Genomic DNA, 19957 nt, shown 5'->3' on the forward strand with positions numbered 1-19957 from the left:
AACGTGGATAGCCGGGGGGCTTGAACGCGCATGACCAAACTGAAGTATTTCAACGCTATTAGCGCGGCCCAGAGAAACCAGCGCCCGCTGTCGGAAATGCCGCCCTTCGATCTCGGCCGGATCCGCAAGACAGGGCTGATTGCGCGCATCGTCGGGTCTCTGGCCGAAGACCCCCGCTGGGCGCTTTCCTTGTTGCGGCGTTTCCGGCCGACCGGCAAACTTTTCGGCGTTCTCGTGGTCACCAAGAACGCCGATGTCCGCGACATATTGGAGCGCGGCGACGAATTCCAGACCCCATACGGCCCGGAAATGACCGAGCTTGCCCGGGGATCCAACTTCATCCTCGGCATGCAGGACGGCGCCGACTACCGGCGCATGAAATCGTCGGTGCTGAGTGCATTCCCGCCGGCCGAGGTCGAAGCCGCCGTCAGGCCGATCGCGGCGCGTCATTCGCAAGAGATCATGACGCGCGCCAGCCCCGGCTTCGATGCGATCTCCAGGTTGATGAAGATCGTCCCGGTGCACATCTGTCGAGACTATTTCGGCGTCGAGATCGACGATGAATCCGAATTCGCCGACTGGGCGATCGCGCTGAGTGCGCTGTTCTTTTCGGACCCGACGGCGAGCCCCGTCATGCGCGAACTTGCGGTGGTGGCGGGCGACCGTCTTCTCAAAGTCATCGATCGCTCCATCCAGTCGGCCAGGGACCGGGGCTTGAAGGCCGAGCAACCGCTGGCGAGGCTGGTTGTCCAGATGGATCAGGGCCGCCTGTCGCGGGACGACCTCAATTCGATCATGCTGGGCATGATCGCCGGCTTCGTCCCGACCAATGTGCTGGCCGCCGGCAATTGCCTCGACGTGATCCTGTCGCGGCCCGACGCACGGCAGGCTATCGATGCCGCATTGGCCGAAAACGATACCGCCAAGCTCGACAGGGCCGTCCTTGAAGCCATGCGCTTCAAGCCGATCTGGGTCGGCCCCTGGCGCTACACGGCCCGCGACGCGATCATCGGCAAGGGTACGCGCCGCGAGCGCCTGGTGAAGGCCGGCACGGTGGTGATGCCGGCGACGCTGTCGGCGATGTTCGATGCCGACGCCGTGCAGAACCCGGACCAGTTCGACACATCGCGCCCGCATCGCGACTACATGGTGTTCGGCCACGGCATTCATCAGTGCATCGGCGCCGAGATTGCCAGGATCCAGATCGGCGAAAGCCTGCGCGCCCTGTTCCAGAAGCAGGGCGTGCGCCGCATGCCCGGCAAGGCCGGGCGGATGACCCGCATCGGCGCCTATCCCGAAACCCTCAAGGTCGATTTCGAACGGGCAGAACTCTGCCGCACCGTAACGCAGTCTATGGTGACGGTGGTCTGCCCGGTCACCCGATCCGCGTCGCTGGATGCTGTCCGCGACAAGGTTGCCAGCCTCGGCAACCCGGCCGTCGAAGATATCCGCACCGCGCTCGACATTGCCGGCACCGTCCACTTCACCAGCCTGACCGTGGTCGGCACCGGCGAGATGGGCGCTGATTCCGGTCAGGAAAAAGGAGCTCTGGTTCTCGAGATTTCCGGTGACGGCAGCATCGACGATGTCATCGATGCGGTCACGCACGCCATCGGGCACCGGCTGCGGCCGATCTTCAAGGATGTCTGCGATCTGCGCGATGGCGGCGCATTGAACGATTTCCTGCGCAAGCACAATGTCGACATATCGCCGTCCTTCGGCAGCAATGCCGGACTGGTGTTTTCGGGCACGCCGGGGCACTCGGTCCAGCGTATCAAGGCCGAGCAGCAGCTTTTCGAAGCCGTGCGCGACATCGTCGAGCGGCCACGCAAAGGCGCCGGCAACGCTCCTGCCGTGCTCGCTGAAGTTCGCCAGCATGTCCAGTCATTAGGGACGTTTGCCTGGGCGTTCGAGCCGGCCGAGAGCCTGCTGGAAAAGCCGCCGGGTCATTGGGGCCGTGCCCTGATGACGACGTTGCTGGTACCGCCGGTCTTCGTCACGGTGGCGATCATCTGGGCTGCTTGCTGGTACATGACCTACGGTGTGGTGTTCGGCAGATCTATCGACATCAGTTCCCAGGAAATCTCCTTCACCGCCATAGCCGTAGCAATCACCTCACTTCTGTTGTCGGGACTTGGAGTGTTGGTGGCAGCGGCGCTGCTGGCGTTTTCGTGCTTGCTGGCGCTGCGACGCCGCGAGGACAGGGATCGGCCGGAAAGCACATCGATCGGCATATCTGAATTGAACGCGATACTCGTCAAGGAGGGCCACGCGGCACAAAACCATCTGACTGCGATTTCGACGATGAAGGCCGGCATTCTGCGGCGGCTGGCGCTCAGGTTTTCCTTCTACCTGATCTCGATAGCTGCCCAGAAGGTATTCAAGCCAGGCTTCCTCAACACCATCAACACCATCCATTTCGCCCGCTGGATACTGCTGCCCGGCTCCAACCGATTGATGTTCTTCTCCAACTACGGCGGCAGCTGGGAAAGCTATCTTGAGGACTTCATCGCCAAGGCGTCCGCTGGCCTGACCGGCGTGTGGAGCAACACCGTGGGCTATCCACGCACACGATGGCTGTTCCTGGACGGCGCGCGCGACGGCGATCGTTTTAAGCGCTGGGCGCGGCGCCAGCAGGTGCCGACCCTGTTCTGGTACTCCGCCTATCCCCAAATCAACACAGAGCGAATCCGGATCAATTCCCGGGTCAGGCGCGGCATTGCTTCCGCCGTCGGCAACGAGGCGCGCGATTGGCTGAGCTTGTTCGGTTCGCTACGGCGCCCGGCGAGCGAAACGACCACCGTTCAAAAGACCACTTCGCTGCTGGCCAATATCAGCTCTGCCTTTCCGGCGCCTCTCGAGCAGCAGTTGGAAACCGGCGAGATCCAGTCCATCTTCTTCGGCCCGCTCGGCCCGCTCGCTTATTCGCATATGCTTGCGATCCGGGTGCCGGACAAGTTGCCGGCGCCCAAGCGCAGAGCCTGGCTCGATTTCGTTGTCGAGCAGACGAGTTTCGGCGAAGGCAGGCCCGCCGGGCGCGCTATGATAGTCGCCTTTGGTCCCGGTGGCCTGCGGCAGTTTGGGCTCGACGAGGGTGTGGAGGGCGATCCACTGGAAACATTTCCGATCGCCTTTCGCCATGGCATGGGCAATCCCGAGCGTGGGCGCATACTGGACGACCGAGGCCGCGACGGCCCGGACGAATGGGAGTGGGGTTCGTTGGAGAACCCTGTGGACCTGGTCATCGTCTGCTATGCCGAAGACCCGGGACGGTTGAAGGCCGAGATTGCCACCGTGAGACGAAAGACGACCGGTGCAGGCATGAAGGTCGTCGCCGAACTGCCGCTCGCCGTAAACCGGGGTCCGACCGACACGAAGACGAAATCGTCCGACGGGGCAAAGCGTGACGATCGGTCGGAACGTGGGCCAGCCTACGAGCATTTCGGTTTCGCGGACGGGATTTCGCAGCCGATTGTCCGGGGCACGACCCGCGCCAGCAGGGGTGCTGCATCAATGCATCTGGTCGCGCCCGGCGAGTTCCTGTTCGGCTATCGTGATGAGCATGGGTTCTATCCAGCCTCGCCCTCGGTAAGCGCATCACGCGATCGGACCGGAATCCTTTCGCAGGTGCGCCGTAGCCGGCTGATTCCGGGCCTGCCGCCACCGCCGCGCGATTTCGGGCGCAACGGTTCATTCCTGGTTATTCGCCAGTTCGAGCAGCACGTCGACGTCTTCAACGACTACTGCAAAAAGGCTGCAGCCTTGGTCGCGAGCCAACTCGGCAACCAAGCCATCACGCAAGACTGGATTGCCGCCAAGATGCTCGGCCGCTGGCAGAACGGTAGCTCGCTGGTGCGCAACCCCGATCATCCGGGACGCGTCATCGACAACAACTTCGCCGCTGGCGCCGAGGATCCGCAAGGCCATCGCTGCCCGCTTGGTGCCCACATTCGCCGTTCCAACCCACGCGACTCGCTGGGTGAGGACCGCGATACGCAGATCAATATCGGCAAGCGCCATCGTATCCTGCGGGTCGGCCGCACCTATCAGAAGCAGGACGGCAAGAATGGCAAGGTCGAAAAGGGGCTGCTGTTCATGTGCCTCAACGCCGACATAGAGCGCCAGTACGAATTCATTCAGCAGACCTGGGTTTCGTCGGCCACGTTCCAGGGCCTCGTCGCTGAAAAGGACCCGACGATTGGTTCGCGCGGCGGCGATGGCAGGTTCACCATTCCGTCATGGGAAAAGGTCACGACGCTCCGTGACATGCCGCAATTCGTCACCACCAAGGGGGGTGGATATTTCTTCATGCCCAGCCGCTCGGCGCTGCGCTACCTGATTTCGCGGCTCTGATTCGGCGTCAGTCGTCGTCCTGCGACTCGGCGATGTGGCGCAGTGCCCCGGTGTCCGTGATACGCAGGCCGCCGCGTTTGATGGCAATGAACGAGCGGTTGCGCCAGTCGTTGAGCGTCTTGTTGACGGACTCGCGCGTGGCGCCGAGGAACTCTCCGAGTTCCGATTGCGAGATCGGGATCCAGCCGGCGCTGTCGGCCATCACCTTGGCCAGGAAGACCAGGCGTTTGGCGAGCCTCGCCTCGATGCCGAAGAAGGCCTGATCGCCGAGTTCGCCGCTGACCCAGCGCAGCCGGGCGCACAGAAGTTCGATCATCGCGCGTGCCAGCGGTGGATTTCTCTCAATGCGATCAAAGAGTTGTATCCTGCTGAGCGAAACCAGCTCGCAAGCGGTCAGGCAGATGGCGGTGGCGGTGCGTGGCCGGCCGTCCAGGGCGCCGATCTCGCCCACCAGACTGCGCGACAGCTCGATATTGGCCACCAGCTTCTGTCCGCCGGGCGAATAGATCGAGATTTCCACCGTGCCGCTCATCACCCCGTAGATCCGGTCGGCGGCATCTTCCTGGACGAACAGATGCTGGCCGGCGGCGTAGCGCTCGACCTTGCAGCCGCTGAACAGGATATCGAACAGCTTTGGATCGATGCGTGCCAGGCGCGGCAGATCGTTTCTGTCGTTAGGGCCGCCAAAAGCCATGTTCCAAATTCCCAATTGCCGCAATCGGCGAAGTTTAAGGGCCGAAGTCTAAGGCAAGAGTGCACCGCGTCAAAGGCCGGCGTTCATCCCTTGCGATTACGCCTTCTAAAGGCGTGGCGCAGTGGTCGCGCCCAGTGCCTGGCTCGTGCCGGGCGGAAAGCCGCCTGCACGCGCGGCGGGAGGAGCCGCGCGTGCAGGCGCCAACTGATAAAAATGGATAGGTGATAAAATTTCTGTAAAACCGAGCGGCCGCAATGGCCCTTCCACCCGTTGCGATAGGTGGGCGCAAACAGCGTGAGCGTCTGTGACGGAGATCACATACGGCATCGTGAAATAATGCGAGCGTCATACATCGCGCGAGCGACTGCGGCAAAGAGACATGCCGACGTTGCGCTTCGGTCATCTTCGACGCGAGTTGATTTGTTTCCTCGCCTGCCAGTCAGAATTGCACCAGTCTAAAATGGGGCAATACACTTCTTTACTTCGACAGAACCTTTGGGGGGCGACTATGCCGGTCAGCAGAGAGCAGCGAATCCGTCAATATCTCGATCTCGTTACCGGGGGCGAGGGGACTGAATCGGTCCTCGGCAACATGGAGACGATGGCAGGCGGCGGCCTGGAATCCCTTGCGCCTGCGGAAGCCGGCAAGACGGAGGCGGCGTTTGAATCGGCGCGCGCTGGCATGGAGAGCCTCGCGCGGGGCGCCGAAGTCGCGCCCGAGCAGCTTTCCGATCTGGAAGCCATAATCATCCCGGAGTTGCGGCCGGTCTATGACATCAAGGATGGCACCTTTACGACGCTGACTTTCGACGGCGCTCCGACACCTGGCCATTCGCTGTGGACGAAGCTTACCAGCGAGGCCGCATTGAAGCAGCGCATCGAAGCCGCCCTGCCGGCGATCGGGCGTATCGAACTGTTGTGGAACACCAATATCCCTTACGGCGGCACGGGCTTCGTCGTCGGCCGCAACCTGCTGATGACCAACCGTCATGTGGCGCAGATATTTGCGGACGGCCTTGGCGACCGCAATCTGCAATTCATCAACGGCCGCGCCGCCGGCATCGACTTCAAGCGCGATTCGGCGGCAGGAAACGTCTTCAATATCCGCAATGTCCGGATGATCCATCCCTATTGGGACATGGCGATCCTCGAAGTCGAAGGCCTGCCCGACAACATCACGCCGCTGTCGCTTGCGGTCGCCGACGCGCGCGATATGCTGCGCCAGGAAGTCGTCGCCATCGGCTATCCCGCGTTCGACAATCGCAACGCGGTCGATGTCCAGAACGAGCTCATGCGCAATCGTTTCCAGGTCAAGCGCCTGCAACCGGGCATGCTGCAGGGCGGCTTCGATACGGAGAGTTTCGGTAAGATCGTCAGCGCGGCGACACATGATTGCTCGACCACTGGCGGCAACTCCGGCACCGCCATGATCAACCTCGCCACCGGCGAGGTCGTGGCGCTGCATTTCGCCGGCCGCTATCTCGAGCGCAACTACGCCGTGCCCACCGGCGCGCTCGCCAAGGACCAGCGTGTCGTCGACCTCGGCCTCAATTTCGCCGGCGCCGCCAGCGGCGGCCCCAACGGTTGGGGCGCATGGTGGACCAAGGCGGACAGTGGATCGCCGGCCGAGGGCGTAAACCTGGTTGAAGTCGGCGGCGTCAAGCAGATCCCGGGCGTCGCCACCCAGACGCCTTCATCGGCAGGCGTCGTCGTTTCGCCGGGCGGCAGCGTCACCTTCGAAGTGCCGTTGCGCATCACCGTCTCGCTCGGCGCAACGCCTGCCCATGAAGCGGTCACGGAATCGGTCGAGCTCGAAGCGGCCAAGCCGACCCCTCCAGGCGGCGCATTCGTTCCCAAAACGGTCGCGGACTATGCCGGCTATAAGGGCTACGACGAGAAATTTCTCTCTGGCGGCACTAAACTCGCGCCGGTCGTTGTGCCGATGCCTGAGGCCACCGACCTCTCAGTGCTGGCGCCGCTCAAGGCCGGCGGCACGCAACTCGACTACCAGAATTTTTCGCTCAAGATGCACGCCAAGCGGCGGCTGGCGCTGTTCACCGCCTCCAACGTCACCGAGGAGAGCAATCTGCGCGAGCCGGAAAAGGGCCGCAACTATTCGCGCGGCGGCCTGTTCAGCGAGCGCTGGTTCGCGGATCTGCGGCTCGACGACAAGTACCAGATCCCCGACGTCTTCTACACCCAGGATCAGGGCGCCTTCGACAAGGGTCATATCGTCAGGCGCGATGACGTAGCCTGGGGCAGCACCTTCGAGCTGCTGCTCAGGGGCAATGTCTGCTCCTTCCATGTCACCAATTGCTCGCCCCAGGTCGAGGGCTACAACCGCTCCGACAGCGGTGAGAAGAACTGGGGCGATCTTGAGAACCACGTCCTGTCGGAGGCGGCGAGCGAACGGCTGTGTGTCTTCGCTGGCCCGGTGCTCGCCGATGATGACCGAACCTTTGCCGGCAAAGGCCCCAAGGGAACAAGTCTTCGCGCGCCGGTGCCGCGCCGTTTCTGGAAGGTGATCGTGGCGCGCGTCACAGACGGGCTCGCCAGCTATGGCTTCGTCCTCGAACAGGATCTGTCGGACACGGAGCTGGAGTTTGCCGTCTCCGACGAATTCATCGGCGCCATGTACCCGCTAACCGAAATCTCCGAAATGACCGGCCTCACCTTCGACAAATCGATTGTCGACGCCGACCAGTACGAAACGGTTCGTGGCGGCGAAATTGCAATGCGGGCGGGATCACGGAGACGAAAGAAGAAGGCTTAGGCTCGCGCGGCGCTGCGATGCCTTGCAGGGAACACCATGACCGAATGGACGCAATCCAAGCCGACCTCCCTGCTGCCGGCCACGCGCCCCCGAGCGGTACCAATTAGCGCCAACACAGCGGAGATCTGGATCAGCACATAGCTGACGGCGAGCCGGGCACCGGAAAGAAGTCGTTCGTCAAAAAGCCGTGATGCAGCGCGTCGAGATAGCGGCAATAATACGGGCTGGTTTTCATTCGGGGTTTTTACATGCGCACACGTCACGCCATCATGCTTGCACTTTCCGTGCTTTCCATTCCTGCCGTCTCCATCCCGGCGCAGAAGGCACGAGCGCTGGAGCCTGAAAAATACACGGTCTACTGCGCCAACGATCACATCGAGGTTTCGTTCTGGGATCTCGAGCAGATGAAGGTGCGGAACGGATCCGATGTATGCCAGTTCCAGAGCTACACGAGCTACTCAAGCGCGTTGAACTTTGCGCAGAAGAATTTTGGTGGGGAAGGGGCGAGTTGCAGCTGCTAGGAGTGCTGGCTTGGAGTGTGCTGTTCCGGGAAAGAAAATGGTGGGCGATGCAGGGATTGAACCTGCGACCCCACCCGTGTGAAGAGTGAGTTCGCTCTACGCGTAGAAACGCTCTAATCCGCGCTTGCCGACAAGTGCCGGGTTTCCCTTACGAAATTAGACGACATAAGCCGACAGTTCGCCTACAATGACCGCAGTTCGATGGTTCCAATGTGGTTCCAGAAGAAAGGAGGGGTGTTCGTGGTCGACAAGGCAAATCTCACTGAGGAGCGCATTCGGGCTATCGCGGCACCGTCCGCCGGCGAATATGTATTGTGGGACTCCAAAATCTCTGGCTTTGGCGTGCGGTGTTTCCCGTCGGGCCGAAAGGTTTTCATCCTGATGTACCGCCCAGCTGGTGGCGGGCGCGCCGCTACCAAGCGGAGAATGACTCTTGGCGACATCGAGAAGGTCAAGCTCGGTGCTGCCCGATCGGCTGCGCAAACCTATCTCGGCCAGATTGCCGGCGGTGCCGATCCACAGGCCGATCGGAAGGCAGTGGCTCGGCGAGATGCCGCCCGCCTGGATCGGGCGCTCGAGAGCTACGAGACCCACCTGAAAAAGCGGCACGTTGTCCACGCTGAGCAGATCGTGCGAAACCTGAAGCGCTACATGCCCGGGCCGATAGATCAGATTGACCTCCCGTCGATCGACCGCCAGCTGATTGCTGCACGGATCGCCAAGATCGAGGAACAGTCCGTTGCCGATACGGCAATGCAGAAGACGTCGAAGACCTCGGGCGCTTTAAAGAAGAGCGTTTCGAAGGTGAAGCGAAGAGTTGGCGGCCCTGGCGCCGCGGCAGACTTTCGAACCAAGGCACACACTTTCTTCAATTGGGCCGTTGGCCGAGGTCTGATGTACGCCAACCCGCTGGCCGGCTGGCGCCGCGAGCGCATCACGCGCGCACAAATGACTGGCCGGACGGGCAGGGCGCTGTCAGACGCGGAAATCAAGATTGTTTGGGGCGCCTGCGAAAAGGTCGCCAAACCCTACGGCGACTATGTCCGCCTCTTGCTACTCACTGGTCAGCGCCGGACAGAAGCCTCTCTGCTCCAATGGGATGATATCGATGCCGGGACCGGAATTTGGACGATCCCGGCCGGCGTAGCGAAGAACGGCCGCGCCCACGCGGTCCCGTTGACGGTAGAGGCTCGCCTCCTGGTCGATCGGCAGCCGCGCTTCGCGGAGAACCCTTACGTGTTTTCCGGCCGAAACAAGGGCAGCGCCATTTCGAACTGGTCCAAGCGCCAGGGCGAGTTGGTCAAGCTCTCGGGCGTGTCGTTCACGCTTCACGATCTCAGGCGGACTTTCCGCTCGGGCCTTCGCAAGCTCGGCGTAGATTCAGAGCTCGCGGAAATGATGCTCAACCACGCGCGTGAAGAACTGATCGAGATTTATGACCGCGAGCCTAAAACCGACGAGCGGCGCGAGGCTGCCGAACTTTGGGCCAAGCACGTCGGCAGCTTGGTCGAGCCGCCGGCGGATGCCCCGAACGTGATTCCGATACACTCGCGATCTACACCGCAAAGCCCGCACTTGCGCGCCACGAGCATCTAGGATAGTATTCCTGTCGAGCTAGCGTTAAACGCCGATCGAATTCGCTGCGCGATCTGTATCCCTTCCGGGGAGCAGTCGCGCTTTTTAGCATCACGGCGCTCCCCCTGTTTTGACACAGGAGTCGCTGGTGACCTCAGCAACAATCAATCTCGATGCTGCCTCCCAAATGGGCGGTGCTTCTCTTTTGACGCCTCCAGAGGCGGCCGAAACGTTGCGTGTGTCGGCGCGCACTTTGGAGCGCTGGCGGATGACTGGCTCCGGCCCGAAGTTCGTGCGCATCGGCCCGCGCCGATTGGCGTATCGCGTCGCCGATATCCTGGCGTTTGCAGGATGCGAGCAGGCGCCTGCCTGACCGGCCCGATCTCGTAAATTTCCCGAAACAAAAATGCCCGGCGAAGCACAGGGCTTCCACCGGGGCAAAATTAAATAGGCGGATCATGAATACCACAATCGGTCGTGAAGGCCAAGGGCGGCCATTCGATGTAGTTATCTGGACGCGCGACCACGGGGAAAAGCCTCGCCAACACTGCGTCGACGACTGGATCACTGAAATCCAGGATGGCAATGCTGGATCGGTGTTGATCCGGGACACGCCCTTCCGGCTAGGCCCGGAATCGTTGCCGCGAGACCTCTTGGTCCACACCTGCCTTTGGTGCTGTAACGTGGTTTTCATTATCGCGGAAAACAACACGCTGCTGCCTCTGGTGGATCTGCAGGAAAAGGACTGCGAGGCTGCCTACTCCGACGCCGACAAGTTGGCGGACAGGCCGGGCGTGAAGCATCTCATCCTGATTGTCGCGGCGGACGACGCTGAGAGATGGCGCGTTTTTGTCGAGTACCACAATCCGGGAGTGTGGATCTGCCAGATCGATCGTGAAGGCAGTCGCATCGTTAAGGTAGGGGCGGGCGACGCCTTTCCCTGCCGGCCTCTGCGTTCTTGAAGAGGCGCAGTGCATGAACAACACAAAGCTTACCGCGGCGCTCGACGCCGCATCTCGCGGCTTCCGGGTTTCCCGGTGTGGCGCGATAGCAAAATCCCTTGGGCAAAAGGCTGGCAGGCCGCCGCCACAACTGACGAGAGCCGGATCCGCGAGTGGTGGGGTGAAAACCCCAACTGGAATATCGGCGTCGCTACAGGCGCCGGCCTGGTCGTTGTCGATGTCGATGTGAAGAACGGCAAGCCAGGGGCTGCTTCCCTCGAAATGCTCGAGATGATGGGGCTGCCGACCTCGCTGCGCGTCCGCACGCCAACAGGCGGCACGCACGTCTATGTCGCCGTCGGCGATCGGCACAGTGGACGTGAGGGTAACATCGAAGGCTTCCCCGGCCTCGACACGCGAGGCGATGGTAACCTCGTGCTCTGGCAGGGCTCAAACATCGGTCGCAACAAATACGAACTCGAAATCGATACGCCGCCGGCACCTTGCCCTTCGTGGCTGTTCGACATTATCGAGACCAAGACGACCTTGCGCGTCGATCGCGCTGACGAATGGTTGGTCCAGCCGGACTTGCCGGCCAACATCGCCAGGGCCATTGCTTGGCTCGAAGGCCCCGCGCCGGAAGCGCTCGAAGGCGCCAACGGCGACAGAACGACGTTCAGCGTCTGCGCCGAGTTGCGCGCGATGGGAGTCAGCGAGGGGATGGCCTTTGACCTGATGGCCGATCACTGGAACGAAACGAAAGCGGACCCGTCGTGGCTGCCGGACGAGCTGCAGGTCAAGATCGCTAATGCCTACGCATATGGCCAAGGCAGCTTTGGCGGAAAGACCGCGGCGGGCGAGTTCGCCGAAGAAGTCAATGTGCCGCCGCCGTCGGCGGACGTCCAAGCCAACATCGCCGCATGGGCTGAGCGCTTTCGCAATCGACAGCTTCCTGTTCACGAGCCGGATCGCCGGCGCCGCATTCTCACTTACGCCGAAATGCTCCGGATGCCTGCGCCAGAATGGCTGGTCGAAGGCGTGATCCAGAAGAGATCGGCAGCCCTGATGTTCGGTCGTTCGAACACCTTCAAATCGTTCCTGGCAGTTGACCTTGCTCTGAGTGTAGACACAGGGCGCGACTGGCACGGTCGCCCGGTTCAAAAGGGCCGATCTCTGCTGGTGGCCACTGAGGGCGCCAATGGTGTTGGCAGGCTCCGCGTGCCCGGTTGGTACGACCACTACCAAGTGGATCCTGACAGGCGAGGTGCGCTGCTCTTACCCAACGAGATCAGCCTCGACGTAAAATCTGATGTTGAATGGCTGCTCAAGGAAATAGAGGCTCACGGCGCTATCGATCTTCTGGTGCTTGACATTTTCGGCGGTACGATGAGCGGGACTGAAGTCGAGGACACGACTGCTCGAGCCTGGGTACGAGCCATCCAACACATCATGTCGCAGACCGGCGCGGCGACACTCACTGTCGCGCACACCGGCTGGCAGGATGACAGCCGCGCTCGAATGCACACTCACTTCTGGGGATCATTCGACAGCCGGTTGCGGGTCGAGGGCGACAAGGACGCCCGCACGAGCTGCTTGGCCGTCGAGCGGCACAAAGACGCCGACAGCACCGGTTCCTGGGGCTTCAGTCTGGCGCCCAGTTGCGGGACGCTCGTACCAATCCTGGATGCGACCGTGGGGCCGGACAAAACAGCGAAATGGTCGAGAGCCAATCGTGTCGCAATGCAAGCGCTCGATGTGGCGATCGAGCGGGACGGCGTGCTCAAGAGTGGGGCCGGCTGGCCGCAGTGCAAGGTTATTTCCGTCGAGGCCTGGCGAGACGAATGTGATGCTCTGGAATTGTCGGCGGGCAACCCGCCTGCTCGTCGGATGGCCTTCAATCGAGCCCGCGAGTGGCTACGCGAAAAAGGCGCCATTCAAGGCTTCGAGGGCCACGTTTGGGGCACCTTTGAGGCTCCCGCGGTTACGTAATTTGCAAGAGCGAACAACACGAACAGAGCGTAACATGTTCGCTTTGTTCGCCAGGGGTCTGTATCGGACAACAGCGAACAAACACGAACACATCCTTATAGATGTGTTCGTTGTTCGCGTCCGGACATGCCAATGTTTGTTCCTCCCTCTGGCTCAGGCTTTGTTTCCCCGGGAGCGCGCCGGAGTTTGCAAGAGTGGTCAGGGCTGGGGCAATTTAGGCTGCTGGCCGATCCAGGTGCTCACGCAGCTGATCCGTGACTCCGGGATGCGCCACTAGCGACGCCATAATGCCGCTGCCGACTATTGCGGTTGCGATCAACTTCTCGAAGCTTTCCAGCACATAGTTCGCAGCCTCGGCGGCACTCAGCGCATGCCAGTACCTGGCGCTCAAATAAACACCTGCGCAGGTAAGAGCCGTGGCAATTACGGTGGAGAACGAGATGGTGACGAGCCAGAATGGCTTGATCGGGGCGCCGGCTAAATTTGCCAAAACGTGACCCAACGCGCCGGCGAAAACGAGCAGACTAGCCCAGTGATCCCCACGATCAAAGCAACGCTGTCCCACAAAATGCAATGCACCTCACGCCGGCGCGCAGCCGGCGTATCGAGCGAGGCTTTTGCGTCTACCCCCAATTAGCTGGACGCTCGCACGGCGATGTTTGCGGCACCGGCGCCAGCGAGGGTATCTTGTAACCCATACGATTCTCCGTCCAGCGTTCCGTCAATCGAAAGTTTGACCGGTTGGTCAAAAACGACAACCCCATCTCACCGGTCGAATTTCCGACAAACCGTTTGCCCTGCAGCTCCAAATTGGGTATTATTTCCTAGAGCGAGCGTTATGTGCCGGGAGTCGCTGCATCGGCTCGTTCGGCCCGATGGTGGCTGCGCTCATCGGCGGCATTGGCGGCGCCGGCGTTCACAGCGTTGGCTCGGGCGCCAAAGACCTCGCCGAGACCGTCGGTCGTGATCTTGTTGTCGGCAAGGCGGATCCTGCGGCCCCTGTCTATGCGGATGCCGGTCGCCGGTTTTCCCGCTCGGAAATGGACGAGGCGGCGAGGGCAGTGCAAGCCCAGGCGTCTAACCCAACCCAAGCAGCAGCCGCTATTCGGGAGGGGACGGCGGACGCTCGACAGTTTGCAAGCGAAGGACAGTTGCCGACCACCGGCGCGCTGTCAGGGGACGTCGGCCTGACGCTCTTGGAGCGCGAGGCGCGATCAAAGAACCCGAAGCCATTTATCCAGCGTGACCGCGCAACGAACGCCCGCGCCTCGCAGATCGTCTCCGAAATGGCGCCCCCCGGTTCAAACTCACGGGACTTCACGGACGCCGCGGCCAATATGCAACAAAGTCGGGAAGCGGCCGCGCAGGCGGAGCTGGCAACTGCGAAGTCTGCTGAGCAGGGCGCTGCCGAGCAGATGAAGACTACGGCCGCCCCGTTCGCCGCCGGCGCCGGTCAGAAAGTGGCTGCGAGCCGCAATCTCGACACTCACGTCGTCGATCAGTCATTGCGCCCGATGCAGGAGCGCAAGAATGCTGCTTTCGCTTCAGTTGATCCTGAACGGACAGTGATCCGGGATGCGGCGCCGATCATCCAAGCCGCGCAATCGATCCGCCAGAGCCTGGGCCGGCTGAACGATCCGGGCAGCGTGCTTCCAACGCGCACGCTGGACCGAATTGCCGCTTTGGCGCCCGACGCTGGCGGCACAGGCACGATCAGCTTCGGCGAGTTGAATGCGCTTCGTCCCGAACTCGCCGCCACTCTCGCCAAGGCGCGGACCGCCGGCGACTTCGCACTCGCCGACAATGTCCAGGCGCTTCAGCAGGCTCTGAACCGAGAAACTGAACGGCTGGCTGCAGAGAGCACTCCCGCCGGCGCCCGTGCCGCCGAGGCGCAGCGAATTTACAGCCAGGAATTCGCTCCGGTCTGGAACCGAGGCCCGGGTGATGAAGCTACACGCTTCCGACGCGACGTGAATGCAGATCGCGGCGCGCGGACATTGTCCCCGCCGTCGGCAACCGCGGATCGCTTCTTGCGACCTGGCCAGCCAGAGAAGGTCGAGAGCTTGCGACGCGCACTGAACTCGGTGCCGGATCCTGCTGCTGCCCAGGTGGAGGTCCGACGTTACCTGGTGGCAGATCTTGCTGAGAGCGGCGCTATCGATCCGGCCTCCAGTCAGTTTCGGCCGGACGCACTTCGTCGCTGGCGCAATCAGTGGGGCGATGCGCTTGATGCTGCGCCTGGTTTCAAGTCAGAGATCGACAACCTCATTGGCTCGGTAAACGGAGGCGCCGAGCGAGCGGGCAGCTTGGCGGCTGGTGTGAGGGATGCCGAGACCCGCCTGTCAGACACGACAAAGAACCGCGGTGCTCTCGGACTGGCGATCGGCAAGGATCCGGTGAATGCGGTTTCTTCCGTCTTCCAGTCCGGCGACCCTGCCAATGCCATGAAGTCGATGGTCGGCGAGATCGGCACAAACAAGCGAGCGATTGCTGGTCTCAAATCGTCGGTGGTCGACTATTTGGCTCAGCGAGTCAGCAGTCCGGCGGTGCAGCGCACGTCCGACGCCACCCGGCCGATCGACTTCAACAAGCTCGAGAACCTTTTCAACGAGCACGAAACAACTCTCGCTGCTGTCTTCTCACCCGAAGAGATGAACACGCTCAGGCAGGCACACAGACTGCTGAAGCCGCAGAAGGAACTCTCTCACCCAGGCAGTGCCGCGTCGCTCTACAAACGCAAAAAATCCGAAGAGGCGTGGAACCTGCTCGAGGGCGGTCTGAAGGCGCGCTTCGGCGTTCTCAAAGGCGGTAGCATCCTACGAACGGTCCGCATCTTCGTCGCGACACTGCCGAACAAGGATGCTGCCGTGCGCGACATCGTTTTGCGAATGCACTTCGACCCTGAACTCGCGTCGCACCTGCTTGGGCGCAACGTGAAGGCCGACACGCCGCTATGGAACGCAAAGCTGAACAAACTGCTCGCAGTTGCAGCGGGCGCCAGGGAGAACGTCGCCGGCGACGAGAAGTCTAAATAGCACAAGCCATATTTCACCATAGCACGACCTATGTGCGGCTTGCTCAGTGCTGGCCACAGCGCCGGACCCGTTGACATGCTGGCGGTTGCCTAAAGCGGCGCTGCATTCCAAGGCCACAGCCTCGCCTTTACGTCGCCAGCCGCATTTGCCGACGGCTGTACTCTAAAATCTAATGAGCCTCCAACTGATCGCAAAGGGGGCGAACGGTTCAGTAGGAAAGGCTAGCTGCCGCAACCAATCTGCTTTGCCGTCTTAGGGTGGCGTCGGGAGTGCCAGCACTGCCGGAGAAGCCTGCGGCGACCCCGTCACGTTGTCAGCACCTCCAGTGCTGCCTTACTTGGACGGGACGGTGCCCGCGCGTTCGGTCAAGGCGGCGCAGGCCGGCCATGATGGGTTACATCTTGGTTCCCAGCACGCACTGGGAGCACGGGCGAGGTGAGCCCCAATAATCTAAGGTGAAAGGACTTTCCGGACCGCTTCTCTGCCCCCAACCCAAATCGCTTCGGCAAGCGGTGTTCGACTCAACTGTGACCTTCATCATCTGCGTTCCCAATGGCAGCAATGCGCCTCGTTGCGGCCGTTCGGCGGTCAATTGATCGCCGACAAAAAGTCCCTAGCCTAGGTCACGCCTGACCGTCGGCAATTGGGTGACTAGTCGCGAAACACGTGCTCAGGTGATTTCGTGATAGCGGAATTCGACAAGTCTAGCGATTGTCAGCCGCTTACTGGCTCATGCCCGACTGGTTTGGTCGCTGCACACTAGACTTTTCGCTAGAGGCCCACGCCGGCAGCATGCTAGACGACTTTATTCCGATAGGCGATCCGGAACGAATCAATCCTCCTCTTTTAATTCGGGATAGAAGATAATTTCGTATTGGTTTGGTCGCTCGGTCCGCTAAGAGAAAGTGAGATCGGTACAGGGTGGGGGAATGCGTGGACAACGCCATACTTCAAGGGTTCCTGAACAAGGGGCTGATCGACATCGGAGGGGATGACACCAAGCTGGATAAGCTCTCGCAGGCCGCAAAGGACCTCGGCGACGCGCTGAAAAAGAACCCATCAAAAGCGCTGAGCTACTCCCTAATCGCGTTCGATCCCAACGCGCCCGAGGACGATCCCGTGGTCCAGGAGGTGCTGGCAGCGCTCCAGAACAGGTGGACAACCTACCGCAACACTTTCGCGGCGACGCCGATCGCGGTGATCCGCGCCATTTTGCTCGACGCGCTGGTCAATGCCGCCGCAGAGGACGACCGCGTCGGCGTGTGCTTCATCGCGTCGGCGCGCAATGCGCTCCCGCTTCTGCCCGTCGATAACGAGCGCGACATCTGGGTCGGGATCGTCGAGCAGGTCGAGCGCCGCGTCGACGCCCGGGCGGAAGAAGAGTGGGCGACGCCGGAGACCTTATCAGTCCAGCCGATGAAGTACCATGTACCGACCCTGACCGCACCAGATGTCAAGATCGGCGAGGCGTCCCAGACCGACCTGCAGAACGCCATGACCGCGGCCGCTGGCCCGTCGTATCACCACCCTCAGCAAGGTGGCGTCGCGACAGGTGGCAATCCGCACTGGCCGCAACAGCAACAGCAGTGGAACTACGAATTCGGGAAGCGGTCGGGGACGGCGATCGCCGCTGCGATCAACGCCGCCATGTCCGAGATTGAAGTCAGCCAACCGGACATGGCCGAGCCTTTCAGCAAGTTGGCCACAGCGGTCTCCGGCTACGTTGACGACACGCTAAAGTTGATCAGCGCCGCCACCGCCGGGCTCCAGCGCCGCACCAATCTTCTCTGGTGGCGCGAGGCGCTGTACTCGCCCTCGGCCGGTAAAAGCTACCGTGAACTTCCGCCCTCGGTCGCCGCCGCGCTCATGGCGCTCGACCTGTTCGAAACGGTCCCGCTGTTCTCGCCGGCGAGCGTGTCGGCGTTCCTGAGCGAGACGGTCCTCCGCCTGAAGGGTGCTGCGGAAGGCGGGAGGCGGCCCGTGAGGGACCTCGTCGCTGAAGCCCAGGACCACGACGGACTCGCCTCGCTCCGAGCCGCCGCCGGTAACCTCGCGGCGGCGCCGGACGGGCGCGGGCCACTGCTTGCCCTGATCGGCCACCCTGCGCACACCGGCGCACGGAACGCGGACTACTTCCAGCGGCTGACCGGCGTCCCGGCCAGTTCCGAGCTCGACGCAATGGCGTGGGCAGGATGGCTCTTCCGAGAGCTCCAGGCCTCGAAGGCGGCCACAGACGCCTCGCCTGCCAAGCGTCGCTCCGCGAAAAAGGGCTGACCCTTGGAGAAGTGCGCGCAGGCGACGTGCTTCGTCCCCGACACCGGCTGCGACCTCGGCCACACGGACCTGTCGAAGTGCCCGATCTGGCATGGCGCCAAGGTAACCGACACAGCCGACGAAGACCTCTCGGGCGAGATGCTGATGCCGTGGTCCGGCAGCGCGTTTGGCCTCGCGGACCTAGGATTCGTGTCGGGGCGCGGCAAGCCCATCGTCATCGGCGTCGTGGGGCCGCAGAACGCTGGCAAGACGACCCTGCTCGCGGCATGGTACCTCCTGCTCGGTCGAGGCCTGGCCGGCACCAAGGGCCATCTGTTCGCCGGATCCTACACGCTCTCCGGGTGGGAGGCGGTCGCGGGTTCGATGCGGTGGGCGCCGGGGCAGCCGCCGCGCTTCCCCGCCCACACGACTAGTCGCGGCGGAAGGGCGCCTGGGCTCCTGCACTTGACGTTTCGCGACGAGAACGGCGGCCGGCCGATCGACTACCTCTTCTCCGACGCGCCGGGCGAATGGTTTCAGCGATGGGCTATCAACAGGGATTCTGAGGAGGGGGCAGGCGCGCGCTGGGTGTCGGATAACGCGGACGCCTTCATGATCGTGGCCGACCGCGATGCGCTCGCCGGCGAATCGATGGGCACGGCGCGCGGCTCGCTGCAGCGCATCGCGAAGCGCCTTGGCGCGGAACGGGACGGCCGTCCCGTCGCTCTCGTGTGGACCAAGTCCGACGTTGACATTCCTCCGGAGATGGAGGAGGCCGTCCGCGGTGCCGTCACCGACGCGATGTCCGACGTGGTCGAGCACTCGGTCAGCGTGGTCGGGGCGTCCGACGGCGATCCGCTGCTGAACAAGGGCGCTGGGCTGGTAGAGCTCCTCCAGTGGGCGATTGGCGTCAGACGGCTCGGCGTACGGCTGCCGCCGCCGCCATCAACATCCGACGACCCCCTGTTCATCCACGGGAATAGGAAGCCGTGATCCAGACGTCCAACTCGATCCTCCTCATCGGCGAAAGTGGCGTCGGCAAAACGCACTACGGGGCACAGCTCCTCCGCCGCCTCATGCGGATCCCGGGAGCGCTGCGCATGAATGGCGCGGCCACCAACCTTGAGGCCTTCGAGGCCGCGCTCGAGAGCCTCGACGAGGGGCGGGCCGCAGGTCACACCGCACGGTCCGTCAACGTCGACAGCGTCTGGCCGATAGTTGATGCCAACGGCCGCGAGGCCGACCTGGTCTGGCCTGAATATGGCGGCGAGCAGATCAAGTCCGTGATCGAGAACCGGCGACTCCCCAACCCATGGCAAAAGCGCATCGACGAGGCCGACGCGTGGCTGCTGCTTATCCGGCTCCAACAGACGAGCGTCGGGGACGACATGTTCTCCAAGCCACTGGCGGATCTGAAGGGCGTTTCGGTCGAGAACAGGGAGGTCCATCCCTCCGACCAAGCCAGGCTGGTGGAGCTGCTCCAAATGCTCATCTTCTCCCATCGGTCCACGTCCACGTCGCACAGCCTCCCCCGCCTCGGCGTCCTCCTCACCTGCTGGGATGAGGCGGGGATCTCACAAACCCCGCCGGAGGCTCTGGAAGCGCGACTGCCGCTCGTTTCGGCGTTCGTGCAATCGAACTGGCGGCAGCCGCTGATCATGGGCCTCTCCGCGCTCGAACGCCCGCTCAGCCCCACGACTCGCGACATTGAATACGCCAGTAAGGGTCCCGAGCACTTCGGCTACGTTGTCGAGGCGAGCGGCACGAAGAGCAGCGACCTTGCCTTGCCGATCTACCGCCTGCTCGACGCCGGCGCCTAAGCG

The 19957-nt window shown here is 62.4% G+C and carries 13 protein-coding genes; 11 read left to right on the forward strand and 2 right to left on the reverse strand.

Going from position 1 to position 19957, the window contains the following annotated elements; genetic code table 11:
- Positions 1-30 precede the first annotated feature (30 nt).
- Positions 31-4353 carry a cytochrome P450 gene (locus tag NKJ57_RS18410; protein ID WP_352512076.1) on the forward strand — a complete coding sequence of 1441 codons (4323 nt, stop codon included), beginning with the start codon at positions 31-33 and terminating at the stop codon, positions 4351-4353.
- A 7-nt stretch (positions 4354-4360) separates the two neighbouring features.
- Here NKJ57_RS18410 and NKJ57_RS18415 read toward each other — a convergent pair whose 3' ends face one another.
- The gene (locus NKJ57_RS18415; RefSeq protein WP_023738834.1) at positions 4361-5047 is read right to left on the reverse strand and encodes a Crp/Fnr family transcriptional regulator; all 687 of its coding nucleotides are present in this window, start codon (positions 5045-5047) and stop codon (positions 4361-4363) included.
- Positions 5048-5555: 508 nt separating this feature from the next.
- Between NKJ57_RS18415 and NKJ57_RS18420 the strand changes: the two genes are divergently transcribed.
- From NKJ57_RS18420 to NKJ57_RS18445, 6 genes are all read left to right on the forward strand, one after another.
- Entirely contained in the window at positions 5556-7820 is a 2265-nt protein-coding gene (locus NKJ57_RS18420; RefSeq protein ID WP_352512074.1) for a DNA/RNA non-specific endonuclease, read from the forward strand.
- 248 nt (positions 7821-8068) lie between these two features.
- Complete coding sequence (locus NKJ57_RS18425; protein WP_023706833.1) at positions 8069-8341, forward strand: hypothetical protein; 273 nt, start codon at positions 8069-8071, stop codon at positions 8339-8341.
- 240 nt (positions 8342-8581) lie between these two features.
- A complete protein-coding gene (locus NKJ57_RS18430) occupies positions 8582-9937 on the forward strand; it encodes a tyrosine-type recombinase/integrase (protein ID WP_352573744.1) in 1356 nt (451 codons plus the stop codon).
- Between the two features lie 127 nt (positions 9938-10064).
- Entirely contained in the window at positions 10065-10289 is a 225-nt protein-coding gene (locus NKJ57_RS18435) for a helix-turn-helix transcriptional regulator (protein ID WP_352512070.1), read from the forward strand.
- An 85-nt stretch (positions 10290-10374) separates the two neighbouring features.
- Positions 10375-10878 carry a hypothetical protein gene (locus tag NKJ57_RS18440; protein ID WP_352512068.1) on the forward strand — a complete coding sequence of 168 codons (504 nt, stop codon included), beginning with the start codon at positions 10375-10377 and terminating at the stop codon, positions 10876-10878.
- 9 nt (positions 10879-10887) lie between these two features.
- Positions 10888-12846 (forward strand): bifunctional DNA primase/polymerase, encoded by a 1959-nt coding sequence (locus tag NKJ57_RS18445; protein ID WP_352512067.1) that lies wholly within the window; start codon positions 10888-10890, stop codon positions 12844-12846.
- 214 nt (positions 12847-13060) lie between these two features.
- Here NKJ57_RS18445 and NKJ57_RS18450 read toward each other — a convergent pair whose 3' ends face one another.
- The gene (locus NKJ57_RS18450; protein WP_352512065.1) at positions 13061-13420 is read right to left on the reverse strand and encodes a hypothetical protein; all 360 of its coding nucleotides are present in this window, start codon (positions 13418-13420) and stop codon (positions 13061-13063) included.
- Between the two features lie 301 nt (positions 13421-13721).
- On the opposite strand from NKJ57_RS18450, the gene NKJ57_RS18455 reads away from it, so the two are divergent.
- The 4 genes from NKJ57_RS18455 (at position 13722) to NKJ57_RS18470 (ending at position 19954) form a co-directional block, all read left to right on the forward strand.
- Positions 13722-15881: a hypothetical protein gene (locus tag NKJ57_RS18455; RefSeq protein ID WP_352512064.1), complete on the forward strand. Its 2160-nt coding sequence runs from the start codon at positions 13722-13724 to the stop codon at positions 15879-15881.
- A 933-nt stretch (positions 15882-16814) separates the two neighbouring features.
- Positions 16815-18155: a GTPase-associated system all-helical protein GASH gene (locus NKJ57_RS18460; RefSeq protein WP_352512063.1), complete on the forward strand. Its 1341-nt coding sequence runs from the start codon at positions 16815-16817 to the stop codon at positions 18153-18155.
- A gap of 3 nt (positions 18156-18158) precedes the next feature.
- On the forward strand, positions 18159-19127 hold the full coding sequence (locus NKJ57_RS18465; protein WP_352512061.1) for a TRAFAC clade GTPase domain-containing protein: 969 nt from the start codon (positions 18159-18161) through the stop codon (positions 19125-19127).
- Positions 19124-19954 carry a TRAFAC clade GTPase domain-containing protein gene (locus tag NKJ57_RS18470; protein ID WP_352512060.1) on the forward strand — a complete coding sequence of 277 codons (831 nt, stop codon included), beginning with the start codon at positions 19124-19126 and terminating at the stop codon, positions 19952-19954. The genes NKJ57_RS18465 and NKJ57_RS18470 overlap by 4 nt, the downstream gene beginning before the upstream one ends.
- Positions 19955-19957 lie beyond the last annotated feature (3 nt).

The sequence above is a fragment of the Mesorhizobium sp. M0077 genome (genome assembly GCF_040322955.1).
Classification (GTDB): domain Bacteria; phylum Pseudomonadota; class Alphaproteobacteria; order Rhizobiales; family Rhizobiaceae; genus Mesorhizobium.

What these genes read in the sequence shown, in the direction of transcription:
- NKJ57_RS18410 (WP_352512076.1), top strand. Translation starts at nt 31, where the DNA reads ATGACCAAACTGAAGTATTTCAACGCTATTAGCGCGGCCCAGAGAAAC.
- NKJ57_RS18415 (WP_023738834.1), bottom strand. Translation starts at nt 5,047, where the DNA reads ATGGCTTTTGGCGGCCCTAACGACAGAAACGATCTGCCGCGCCTGGCA.
- NKJ57_RS18420 (WP_352512074.1), top strand. Translation starts at nt 5,556, where the DNA reads ATGCCGGTCAGCAGAGAGCAGCGAATCCGTCAATATCTCGATCTCGTT.
- NKJ57_RS18425 (WP_023706833.1), top strand. Translation starts at nt 8,069, where the DNA reads ATGCGCACACGTCACGCCATCATGCTTGCACTTTCCGTGCTTTCCATT.
- NKJ57_RS18440 (WP_352512068.1), top strand. Translation starts at nt 10,375, where the DNA reads ATGAATACCACAATCGGTCGTGAAGGCCAAGGGCGGCCATTCGATGTA.
- NKJ57_RS18455 (WP_352512064.1), top strand. Translation starts at nt 13,722, where the DNA reads ATGGTGGCTGCGCTCATCGGCGGCATTGGCGGCGCCGGCGTTCACAGC.